Origin of the sequence: Paenibacillus sp. A3 (assembly GCF_001399685.1) — a bacterium.
GTDB lineage: Bacteria > Bacillota > Bacilli > Paenibacillales > NBRC-103111 > Paenibacillus_G.
The window spans coordinates 1-11,452 of the sequence record NZ_JTHN01000114.1 but is presented as its reverse complement, the minus strand read 5'-3'; the positions used below and the strand labels follow the sequence as shown (position 1 = coordinate 11,452).

Here is an 11,452-nt window from a genome sequence, read left to right as displayed (position 1 = left end):
TTTTGTCGACTCGACTCGTCAAATGATTTGCAAAGCACGAACCTGTGAAAGAGGAATGCTACATGGCCATACGAATTATATCCGATCGAAAACTCGTCGTACTTGGCGCTTCGCTGCTCAGCGCCACGACGATTGCAATGTTCAGCCTCCATGCGGCGGAGACAAGGCAGCCGCTTTCTCCCGGCCAGCACGAGACCCGAACGCCGGACAACGCGTCTGCAGCGGGAGTAGTCCCCGAGCAGGCGACCCACGCAAAATATACGGGAGACCCGAAATCCTCTCAAGAAGCCGGTTCGCCGGCCGTGCCGTCTGCCGACGGACGGACGCCGGAGAGTAAGCCGGGAGCCGCGGCGCAGCAAGGAAATTCGGAACCGGTCAAAGCGACGAAGCAAGTGGCGCTGACGTTCGACGACGGCCCGGACACCAAGTATACGCCGCAGGTGCTGGATATTTTGAAGCAGCATGAAGTGAAAGCCACCTTCTTCGTCGTAGGCAGGCAGGTAGTCAATCACCCGGATGTGCTGAAACGCATTCATGACGAAGGCCATTCCATCGGCAATCATTCCTGGGATCATGCGAACCTGACCAAGCTGTCTCCCGACCAAATTAAGAAAGAAATCAAAAGCACGGACGAAGCGATCGAAAAAGTAATAGGCTCCTACACCCCGATGGTCCGGGCGCCTTACGGCGCCGTCACCGCTTCGATCAAGCGCAGCCTGACCTCCGCGGGACGTCAGCTCGTCAATTGGACGGTCGATACGAAGGATTGGTCCGGTGCAGCTGCGGACGACATGGTAGAGCTTGTCAGCAAGCGGACGAAAAACGGCGGCATCATCCTGATGCACAGCTTCGGCGGGAAAAACGGCAATCTGGACAATACGGTAGAGGCGCTGCCGCACATGATCGAAGCGTTGAAGCAGGACGGGTATGCTTTCGTCACGGTACCCGAGCTTGGGGTAAAGAAAGAGTAAGGCTTGCAATGGCCGATCCGGATCAAGCCAAAATTCATCTCTCAGCAAAGGAGTGCTTGCCATATGCATACGATCAAGAGAGTGAAGCTGCTCACCGCAGCGGCCGCCGGTCTGCTTGCGCTGACCGCCTGCCAGTCCGGCGCGCCGTCCGCAGCGTCCGGGTCGTCCAAACCGCCCGAAGCCGCAGCGCCATCGCAGCAGCCGGGGGCGGCGACAACGCCTGAAGCCCCGACGAAGCCTGCGCCGTCTTCTCCCGCAGCGCCTTCGACCACGGAGCCTGCCTCCGCGTCCGTCGAAACGCAGCTCAAGGATATGCTGGTCCTCGCGCGCAAAGGCCAGGTGAAAGGCAGCGAATTCGCCGCACACACGGGTTTGATTGACGAAGTCGAGAAAAAATGGGGCAAGGCGGACCAGATCGATTCGGCCGGCAAAGGGTTGTACGCCACCTACAAGAAACGCGGCATCACTTTCGGCTTCAACAAAGGGGAGTTGATCTTCGATGTCCGTTCCTACGATCCGGAGCTTCACAAGCTGACGCTGCCCCTCATCGAGAAGACGCTCGGCAAACCGAAGGAAACGGCGAAGAACGGCGACGATCAAATCTACGTTTTTCAAGCGAGCGAGCAGTTCGAATTGAAATTCGTCATTCCGGCGGCCACCGGCAAGGTTGACCATATCTCCGTGTTCAGTCCGCAGGACACGAAAAACAATATGGCCGGGTAACCGGCGAGCTGGAAGCGGTTGAGCTTTTTTCAACTTTATTTTGCCCCTTTCTTTCGTGGGACGATCGCAGTACACTGGGTAGAGAAGGTACGGGCCGGGGCCGCTTGGCTGGTTCGGTCCCGTTCCGATTGAACCGGGATGTCGGGGAGATCGTCTAAAATTAGAGGTGGCAGCTTTGGAATCGAATGTCAATTTTGACTATTTGAAATACCTGTCCGCGAGCTCCGACAAGAAAGCCATTTTGAACGAGCTGATGAACGCGTACGGGAAAGACGTATGGAATTACGCCTACAGCATCACACGGAAGTGGGATCAGGCTGACGATATAACCCAAGAGGTTTTCATCAAGGTTTACCGCAATTTGAGCACGTTCCGCAGCGAATCCTCGGTGAAGACGTGGCTGCTCGCCATCACACGCAACATGACGCTCGATTACCGCAAGGCGGCCTTCTACCGCAAGGTGACGCTCGTCGACTTTATCGCCTCGCGCGGGGAGTACGAGCAGACCGCTGCTTCTACGGAACACGAGGTGCTTAACAAGATGGCCGTGAACGAGATGTGGGATATGGTGCTGAAGCTGCCCGTCAAATACCGTGAGGTGCTGATCCTGTACGCTCACCATCAGCTGTCCATGAAAGAGATGGCGGAGGTGCTCGGCGTAAGCGAAGGAACGATTAAATCGAGGCTGTTCCACGCACGGGGGAAAATTTCGAAGATGAAGGGGAGTCGAAGCCTTGGATCCGATGGATAACGAGCTCAAGAAAGAATTGGCCCGCGGGCCGTTCAGCCAAAACGGGTTCAACGACAGCTTGCGCAAGCGCATCGAAGAACGCATCGATAACCACGTCGCCGTCCGCAGACCTCGCAGGTGGAGCGCCTGGAGTGCGGGCGTTTCCGCGGTGCTGGCGTCGGCTCTCGTATTCTTGTTCGTTACGGACAGCCGCCCTCTCCCTCTCGTGCAGCAGGAAGCGGCGGAGAAGCCGGAGATGCAGCATCAGCCCTCCGCAGCTGCTCACGCGCCCCACGGCCCGGATTGGGAAGCTTCCGTCCGGTCGGCGCTGTTGATCGGCCTGCGCTCCGATGCGCCCGCAGCGGAAAACCCTCAGGCTCCCAGCACGTACCGCACCGTTCTTATCGCGCCGGATCGGAACCGGTTGCAAAAGACGGCGGAAGGCGAAGGCATTCTGATGCCGTATAAGCTTGATTTTTGGAAAATCGGGAACGAGCGAAAAGCGACCGGCTCGCAGGAAACGTATACGCTGACGGCCCATTTGGCCTCGGTCAAGCCTAAGACAAGCGGCAGCGCCGACCGCAGAAACCCGGCACAACCCGTCGTCCGGTCGGAGAAGCTGATGTTCGCCGGCAACCGTTACGTTGCAGTGACGCAAACGACGGCGGCCAAAACCAGCGCAGCCCAATCCCCTGCGCCTCAGGACTATGTGTGGGTGAAAGAGCTGGAGCAGCTTGCCTCCGGCCGACAGGTTCCCGCTCCGCTATCGGAGCCGCACGTCGCGCTGCGCAGCGTATTCGCCGCTGCGGCCGTTCCCGTGCTGAAGGAGCTGAAGCCTGCGCCGCCGTCGGCAGGCTTGGGACATGGGGAGCCCGCCGCAGCCGATCTTTCCGGCGAGAGCTGGACCATCGCCCGCAAGCAGGGGAAATGGACAGCGCAGCTCGCTTCGTACGACGGGACGGCAAACGGCGCAGCAGAAGGCATGACGTACCGCTTGCGGGAAGTGCCGCTGGCGCTGCCCCCATCGGTCGTCTCGCACGACGAGCTGGCCGTTCCGTGGCGCGATATCGTACGGGTGCAGCCGGGCGCGGTGGATGCCTTCTCCTCCCCGAACCGCGACATGGTCGCCATCGTTACCGAGCAAAATATTATCATCTACCCATATGCGGACCAGTGGATTCCGATCCCTCTTATGACGCTGCCGCTCCAGCCGAAGGAATCGGTCGTTATGATTCAATGGGCCATGGGATCTTACGTCGAGCTGTGGAAGCGGCAGGTGAAAACTTACTTGCAGCCGCAGTAAGTAAACCAAGAAGCATGGGTCGCACTCGCGCAGCGTCCTTTACGAAAGCAAGTCCGGTCTCCGGAACCATCGTGCCCCGGGAACCGGACTTGCTGTGCTGTATCGACTCATTCCCAATCGATCGGAATTTTTATTTTCACCGGTTCTTTAGGCTCTGGTCTGTATTCATCAACGACCATTTCAAATTTAAACCGGGACGAAGGAAGCTTCGGATATTCCACCTTGTAGGCGAACAATTCTCTTGAAATTCGAACGGCATTTTTGTTGGAAGTGAAACGTTCACCCGACGAATCCTCCAAAATAAGAAAAGGTCTCTGATTCACTGCATCGCTGGCTTCATAATACACTACCGTAGAATTCTCCAAAAATTGGACATCGGTAATGGTCACCGTTCCTCCTTTCGCTCCCCTTAACGTGACAGGCAAGCTTCCGGGACCGGTATAGTCGGCATATTCCTCCCGCTGTGTACTCGATTGCCCGCTTGTCATTTCGCCTACGATCAAAGTAACATATTGCGGCTTCGGATTAATCTCGGAAAGCGGACTAAAATTACTGCGCTCCTCCCCGTTTCCTCCCATCCCGCCGGCTCGATCGAAGCGAGTTTCCAGATCATCTTCCAGAAAGTAATATAAACTCATCAACTGGTCTGTCTTGACGACAACTTGGGTACCTACCGGAGTAAAGGTAATTTGATCGACCACAAATGTCTTGTCTTCATAGGAGCCGGTAATTTGAGGCCGAACGATTTTGGTAAACGGTTTGGTTTTGTCGAGCGATACCGGCACCGTCACGTCCCAATTCCCGTCTATCGTTCCGATGCGCCGGATGACGATATGAAGCCGCGCATTCTCCGGCAGCGGTTCGGTATCAAACACCGTAGTCCCTACGAAAGAATGATCGCCAGTGATCGTAAATGCATGGGTCCCCCCCATCTGGGGACTAGCGCCTTCAAACTCGTAATCGTAATACACAGCCGCGTCTTCTTCTGTAATCTTCTTCTTTTTAAGGTAGTCCACTTGATAGTTGACCACAAATTGAATCCCGTCGTAGAACACCTCGGCAACGGTAAGCTGAATATTCTGATCCGTCACCGATACGTCGGTTGCCGTACCAAGATTTTGCTTCTCTATCTGATATAGCCCGTTGTCCATAATGCCTTGTACACTTTTGTAGAACAAATCGATAAAAAAAACTTTTTTCAGAGCAGCGCCTATGCTTGGGGAATACAGGCCGATTCCCACAAGCAGTATCGCGCTAAGAATAACTGCGTTCCCCACGATCATCCACTTTTTTCGCAGTGTAATTTGCCCAAACGTTGAAGGCCGGCTTTTCCCGACGGATTGCTTGTGAAGCTCCCACAGCTCCTCAAACGTAAAGGAGGGCCCTACCTGCTTCAGACGGCTTTGCACGGCCTCCGACGATTCCATGGACCAATCCTGCGCTTTTCCCTTCTTATCGGTCTGCAAAGTCATTTAAGCCCCTCCTTGATCGACGTCAGTTGATAGCTCTCGGCATCATCGTTCCTGAGTTGTTCAAGTGCCGCATGCAGCCTTGACTTGCATGTTCCCAGACGAATATTCAACAGGGAGGCGGTCTCCTGCAAAGACAATCCGACATAGTAAACCAAAATGAGGACCTCTCTCCTTTTTGGAGACAAGCGGTTCACCACCTGCCATAATTCATGCTCGCTTTCGCTTTTTAGGATCAGATCTTCTACGGAATCCGTCCCGGCTTCAACCGGCAGTTGACCGAAAAAGGTAAGCCACCGCTGCTTGCGAAGCGTACTCCGCACCATATTTAGCGTGATCCGGGACAGCCACGGACGCAAAGGCTTGGCGGGATCGTATAAATGAAATTTCCGGTAAGCGCGCAAAAAGGTTTCCTGCGTAATGTCGTCGGCCAGCATGGCAGACTTGGTCATCATGAGGGCAATCCCGTAGACGTAGGGAGAATGTTCTTCAAACCATGCCCGCGATTGCTCTTCCGAGATCAAATATTCCTTCAATGAACGATCCTCCGGTTCCCGTATTCACAGTAAATACGCTTTGAAGACGGAAATAGTTCGATTCAGCACAGATGTAACTTTTTTGTTACAAAATCCGCCCCTTTTCGCTATAAGATGAAGTCCTACGAGCTAAGAAAGAGGGAAAAAACTATGCCATCACCGATCGAAGGAAAAAGCCGGTACATGCCCGGAATCGACGGCCTGCGGGCTCTGGCCGTACTGGCCGTCATCGCTTATCACCTTCACCCCGGGTGGGCGCCCGGCGGGCTGCTCGGTGTCGGGATATTTTTCGTCCTGTCCGGTTATCTGATTACGGATTTATTGATCGCCGAATGGCGAAGAGAAGGACGGCTGAATCTGGCAAGCTTCTGGCTGCGGCGCTTCCGGCGGCTGCTTCCGGCCATGCTGGTCCTGCTCTCGGCGGTTGCGGCATGGATATGGCTGGTCGACCGCTCCCGGTTGGCGGCGCTTCAGGGAGACTTCCTGGCGGCGCTGGCCTATGTCAGCAACTGGTGGCTGGTGTACCGCGAGGTGTCTTATTTCGAAAGCTTCGGCCCCCCTTCCCCGCTCGGCCATTTCTGGTCGCTCGCGGTGGAGGAGCAATTTTATTTGCTGTGGCCCTTGCTGTTGGCGCTTGGCCTGCGCTTGCAGCTCCGGCGGGGCTGGCTTACCGGAGCCATGCTGCTCGGCGCAGCCGCTTCGGCGGCCGCCATGGCGCTGCTGTACGAGCCCGGCACCGATCCGAGCCGGATTTACTACGGAACCGATACGAGAGCGTTCGGCCTGCTGATTGGAGCCGCGCTCGCGGTCGTCTGGCCGAGCGGGAAGCTCTCCGCCGGCACATCCGTCCGCGTAAGGCGAATCGTAGATTTGGCCGGGACAGCAGGACTGCTTGCCATTCTGCTAATGATCGTCCGAAGCAGCCAGTACGGCGCCTTCTTATATCAAGGCGGATTCGTACTGTTGTCTCTGGCGGCGGCAGTCACGGTAGCGGCGCTTGCCTACCCGTCCGGCCAGCTTAGACGCCTCTTGGGCTGCCGTCCGCTGCGCTGGCTCGGCGTGCGCTCGTATGGCATTTATTTGTGGCATTATCCGATTATCGTCCTGAGTAGCCCAGCCGCAGGCAGCGACGGAATCAGCTTGGCGCGCGCCGCCCTGCAGCTGACCGCTACCATCGGACTTGCGGCTTTATCTTGGAAATTCATTGAGGAGCCTATTCGCAGGGGAGGAATGAAAGCTTGGGGGGCACAACTGCTCGGCTGGTACCGGAAACGGCTCCCGCAGCAGGGCATGCGATGGGTCGTGTCGGCGCTGCTCATCTTGTTCTTCTGCGTCTCCTGCCTCGGGGAGAGCCCGCAGCCCCCCGCCGCTACCAATGCCCTGGCAGAGGGAGCTGCGCCGACGTCGGCCCAGGCACCCCAGCCGGATCAAGGAAATGAGACAGGTACGATGACGGAAGCGTCGGGTCCGAAAACGGATGAAGCCGCCGAAGGCGTCGCGGAAACCTCCCCTCCCGTCGCCCCGGAAGCCGCTCCTGAAGAAGAAGCGGGGTCAGGGATTACCGCGATCGGCGATTCGGTCCTGCTCGGCACCGCTGCGCAGCTGGAGAAGCAGCTGCCCGGTATCGTCATCGACGGCAAGGTCGGAAGACAATTGGCCCATGCGCAGGAGGTCGCCGACCGGCTCCGGTCGAAAGGAAAGCTCGGTTCCCGGATCATCATCGAGCTGGGCACGAACGGAGCGTTCTCCAAGAAGCAGCTGGAATCGCTGCTGCACTCCCTTGCCGATGCCGAGCAGATCGTGCTGGTGAATACGCGCGTCCCCCGCCCGTGGGAGGGGACGGTGAACGACATGCTGAAGGAAGCCTCCGGCCGCTTCGCCAATACGACGCTCGTCGATTGGCATGCCGCAAGCGCGGGCAAAGCTTCCTTCTTCGCTGCCGACGGCGTTCACTTGAACGCCGATGGCGCCGAATATTACGCTTCGCTTCTGGCAAAGGCGGTTCAGCCCTATCTTACGAAGCTGTGATATAATGCAAGAAAAAAAAGCCGTTTGGTGTCCGCACCGGCGGCTCCTTTTTGACATATCCGGCATCCAGTGCACCCAATACCGCAAAAAATATCAAAACTACAAAATCGATCTGTACTACTGTTAGAATCGCTGCAAATCGACGACTGACGCGTCCTTCTGGAGAAACCGGCACAACCGTAACGTCCGGCAGGCAGGCCGTGCCAAAAAGAAGCCCCGGCTCCCGCTTCCCCCTTCGCCAAGCTTATGCGGATTGGACGACAGAGGAAGGCGGAGGCCGGGGCCTCTCTTCTTCAGGATGACAACCATTCCGGTCCCGCTAAACGGGGTCCGGCTTCCCCGCCCCGCCGCCGGGGGCACCATACGTCACGTGACTCTCGAACGACGGATTCAGCGGCACGATCATGATGTGCGTCTGCCCCGGCCGGAATGCGACTTCGCTGCCCTGCTCGTAATAGCGGACCGGATCGTTCGTCTTATCCCGCCTCCACTCCAGCGATTTCACCTTGCCCTGCTGGAACAGCAGCGCCGGACCTTTGCCGGTCAGCCGGACGTCGAGGCGGCCTTCCTTATCCAGCACCTTGTGATCGGTGCCCATCACGACCACATTGGAAGCGCTCAGCGGCTGATCGTTGTTCAGATCGATATGCTTGCTGCCGTTGATCGAGCGTTGGTATTTGCCACTGGCCGCATCATACTCGTAAGAGACGACATAGCTTTTCCACAGAAAGGTAATGTCTACCTTGGGAGCATCCTGCGCCGCCGTCCCCATCGCCCCGACCGCTTCCGCTTCGTTTTTTGCAAAGGCGTATACCGGTCCCGTCGGACCTTGCTCGTCCAGCCCCCGCTTTTGCGCGCCTGCGCGGATGTTCTCCAGATTCGTATACAGGTTGTGCGGAGCTTTCCGCGACTTCTCCCGCCAGAAATAAGGCCCGGCATTCGTAATCTCGTCCAGGTCGGCGATCTTCTCTTTCCGAAGCTGCTCGTAAGCATCGGGACTACCTCCCGCATGCACCTGGATGGCCCCGAAGCTTTTGCCGATATCGATAAAATACGGCCGAATGCTGCGCACCGGGCCGATCGGCTCCGCGAACGCGCTGCTCTGGAACAGCGCCACGAGCCGCGTCACCTCGCCTTCGGCCAGCACCTCGAACAAGACGTCCGCCTGCGTCAGCCCACTTTGCGGCCGCGCCGCGGGATGGTTATTGATCATGACCATCACCGGCCGGGCATCGCTGGGCTGCGGCAGCATCATCCCGGTCAGCGGCGCCTGATAGGCCGGCGGCTGAACCGGCGGCGTTGGCGGCATGTCCGCGACGGGCTTCTCGGGCTCGACCGGCGCAGCGACGGGCTTGTCCGGCTGCCCTCCCCCCGTTAGACTACAGCCTGCCGCTGTCATGGCGAGGCAGCCCGCCAGCAGCGCGAGCCTCCCCCGCCGCCAGAACCGGCTCCATCTTCTCCATCCTCTTCGTTTCATACACGTCACCCCATCTGCATGTCCTCTAGTAATCTATATTCTAGCGAGACTTGATTTAGAAGCGATTTCGCGCAAAAAGACGAAAAATCGGCGCTTTTCAATATATTTAACGCGTTTTCTCCCCAAAGGTTTCCAACGACATCCGAATCTCCAAACAAACCGCAGCAGGGAAAAAGGAAAAATTGTCGAAAATAACCATTTAAGATGCCGCCGTTGCCCAAAATCGTAACGACCGGTTGGATCAGAAGATTACGTTTTGCTTTTCGCTAGTCCATCGCCACCAGGAGGTGTCTTATGATAGAAGTTCTTCCCCTGCTGCTGAACACCTTTATTATTATTCTATCTATCTTTTTTTATCAAATCGTTTGTCTCGATAAAGACAGGCCGGAGCGCGTCAACCGGTGGTTCCTGCTCCTGTTCTCCACCGTAGCGATGGCGATGTGCATGGCTTTTCCGATTCGCTTCTTTTCCGGGCATATTTTCGACCTGCGCTATGTGCCGATTCTGCTTTGCTACTTGTACGGGGGCCACCGCAACCTGCTTTATATCTCCATCGCTTATCTCGCCTTCCGGTCGCTGCTCGGCGGAGAAGGCATGGTGACCTCGGTGATCGTATATGCGATTGTGTTTCCACTAATGATCATCTTCGGTCCCTTTCGACCCGCCCAGCGCAAAATCAAGCGCGTGCTTCACGGCACCGGTCTAACCATCGTCTGGGCGCTTACAGCCGTCGTGATCTCCAGCTTTCGCACCGGAAGGGACGACCTTCTCTTCAGTTGGTTTCTGATGTATTTAATCCTTGTTACGACCTTCACGATGGCGGTGTCACTTTTTATTTTGGAGGGAATTTATGAAAAAATGAAGCTGCGCAAAGAAGTGGAGCGCGCGGAGAAAATGTATCTTGTCGGAGAGCTCGCCGCCTCGTTCGCCCATGAAATCCGCAATCCGCTCACCGTTGTAAGCGGCTTTTTGCAATTGATGGGCAAAAATCAGATTGCGGAAGAAGCCAAACCCGATTACTTGCGTATGATGATCAACGAATTGGAGCGGGCCCAAGCGATCATCTCGGATTATTTGGCGATTGCCAAGCCGAAGACCGATTCGATCCAGCTTATTCAAGTGGAGCCGCTACTGAGGCAAATCATCGAATTGATGTCCCCTTACGCGCTCATGAATACGGTCAGCATCGCCAGCTCCATCGAGCAGGGCCTTCAGCTCAAGGCCGATGCTTCCCGGCTCAGCCAGTCGCTGATCAATATTGTCAAGAACGGCATTGAAGCGATGCCGGATGGGGGAACGTTGGAAATGAAAGCATACCGGAAGCAGAAAAAGCTGTTGATTGAAATTTCGGATCAAGGCATCGGCATGACCCAAGCGGAGATCGACCGGCTCGGCACCCCGTTTTATACGACCAAAGAAAAAGGCACCGGCATCGGCACCATGGTCGCGCTCGGCATTATCGGAAGCATGGGCGGCCGAACCGAAGTGCACAGCGAGAAGGGAGCCGGGACGACCTTCACGATCATTCTGCCCGTGCGGTCCAACTCCATCTCAGAATGAGCAGTAGGCTTGCGAACGGTCGATCAAGCGCGAGCGCTCGAAGGCGGCCCCCTCATGAGCATGTCCCGCCGACGGGTTAAGCAGCTGCGCGGTCAAATCGGCCAGAGCGACTTCCGCGATGTCCGTACGCACCGGTCCCCACGCCGCGGCATGACTCCGAACGTAGCTGACGGCTTCGCAAACGGACAACCCCTTCAGCTTCAAGAAGACCGAAGTCCACCGCACGATATCGGCGTACGGCTGCGTGTTTGGCACGACGTATTCCGTCCATCCGTTCACGCCGTGGCAGGACAGCTTAAGCAGTCCGCAGTTGCAGTCGCGGCAATTGCCCGCGATGCGCGCCTCAATCAGCCGGCAGTCGAACCGGTAGACCTCGATAAGTCCGATCCGGCTCGTCGACAAGATACCTTCGTTAACTTCGGGCAGGGGATCGCTTAATTTCAACATGAACATTTTCTCCTTTTCCTCATAGAAATGGGATATTTTAGCGAAATAAAAAACAAAAAAGAAGCCCAAGAGCAGAGAAACTCTACTCTCGGGCTTCTAGCATAGGAAATCACACAGGATGCAGAGGCACGATCGTCGTTCTCTCTCAATCCGCTTACGAGGTTAGCTGTCGGATTCGGGCTTGAGAGTGCCCTACCCCAGCGCTTGC

10 protein-coding genes and 1 riboswitch are annotated in these 11,452 nt (G+C 56.6%); of the genes, 6 read left to right on the top strand and 4 right to left on the bottom strand.

From position 1 onward, the window contains the following. The first annotated feature begins 62 nt into the window (after positions 1–62). From QJ48_RS36020 to QJ48_RS17890, 4 genes are all read left to right on the top strand, one after another. A complete protein-coding gene (locus tag QJ48_RS36020; RefSeq protein WP_082420563.1) occupies positions 63–971 on the top strand; it encodes a polysaccharide deacetylase family protein in 909 nt (302 codons plus the stop codon). Between the two features lie 63 nt (positions 972–1,034). Further along, positions 1,035–1,694 carry a YjgB family protein gene (locus QJ48_RS17900; protein ID WP_054974917.1) on the top strand — a complete coding sequence of 220 codons (660 nt, stop codon included), beginning with the start codon at positions 1,035–1,037 and terminating at the stop codon, positions 1,692–1,694. A gap of 175 nt (positions 1,695–1,869) precedes the next feature. Continuing rightward, on the top strand, positions 1,870–2,445 hold the full coding sequence (locus tag QJ48_RS17895) for a sigma-70 family RNA polymerase sigma factor (RefSeq protein ID WP_054974916.1): 576 nt from the start codon (positions 1,870–1,872) through the stop codon (positions 2,443–2,445). After that, positions 2,429–3,727, top strand: coding sequence for a hypothetical protein (locus QJ48_RS17890; protein WP_054974915.1), 1,299 nt, complete (start codon positions 2,429–2,431; stop codon positions 3,725–3,727). Before QJ48_RS17895 ends, QJ48_RS17890 begins: the two co-directional genes overlap by 17 nt. 107 nt (positions 3,728–3,834) lie before the next feature. On the opposite strand, the gene QJ48_RS17885 is transcribed toward QJ48_RS17890, so the two are convergent. Together QJ48_RS17885 and QJ48_RS17880 are read right to left on the bottom strand one after the other, a co-directional pair. Next, positions 3,835–5,199 carry a DUF4179 domain-containing protein gene (locus QJ48_RS17885; RefSeq protein ID WP_054974914.1) on the bottom strand — a complete coding sequence of 455 codons (1,365 nt, stop codon included), beginning with the start codon at positions 5,197–5,199 and terminating at the stop codon, positions 3,835–3,837. Further along, entirely contained in the window at positions 5,196–5,732 is a 537-nt protein-coding gene (locus tag QJ48_RS17880) for an RNA polymerase sigma factor (RefSeq protein ID WP_054974913.1), read from the bottom strand. Before QJ48_RS17880 ends, QJ48_RS17885 begins: the two co-directional genes overlap by 4 nt. Before the next feature lie 150 nt (positions 5,733–5,882). Here QJ48_RS17880 and QJ48_RS17875 point away from each other — a divergent pair, with 150 nt between their 5' ends. Continuing rightward, positions 5,883–7,760, top strand: coding sequence for an acyltransferase family protein (locus QJ48_RS17875; protein WP_054974912.1), 1,878 nt, complete (start codon positions 5,883–5,885; stop codon positions 7,758–7,760). A gap of 319 nt (positions 7,761–8,079) precedes the next feature. On the opposite strand, the gene QJ48_RS17870 is transcribed toward QJ48_RS17875, so the two are convergent. Next, a complete protein-coding gene (locus tag QJ48_RS17870; protein ID WP_054974911.1) occupies positions 8,080–9,237 on the bottom strand; it encodes a DUF3048 domain-containing protein in 1,158 nt (385 codons plus the stop codon). A gap of 294 nt (positions 9,238–9,531) precedes the next feature. On the opposite strand from QJ48_RS17870, the gene QJ48_RS17865 reads away from it, so the two are divergent. Next, positions 9,532–10,797, top strand: coding sequence for an ATP-binding protein (locus tag QJ48_RS17865; RefSeq protein ID WP_054974910.1), 1,266 nt, complete (start codon positions 9,532–9,534; stop codon positions 10,795–10,797). On the opposite strand, the gene QJ48_RS17860 is transcribed toward QJ48_RS17865, so the two are convergent. Continuing rightward, complete coding sequence (locus QJ48_RS17860; RefSeq protein ID WP_157261673.1) at positions 10,789–11,244, bottom strand: hypothetical protein; 456 nt, start codon at positions 11,242–11,244, stop codon at positions 10,789–10,791. The two genes, QJ48_RS17865 and QJ48_RS17860, sit on opposite strands and share 9 nt — an antisense overlap. 135 nt (positions 11,245–11,379) lie before the next feature. Next, positions 11,380–11,452: riboswitch (cyclic di-AMP (ydaO/yuaA leader) on the bottom strand. This riboswitch is flagged as partial in the annotation.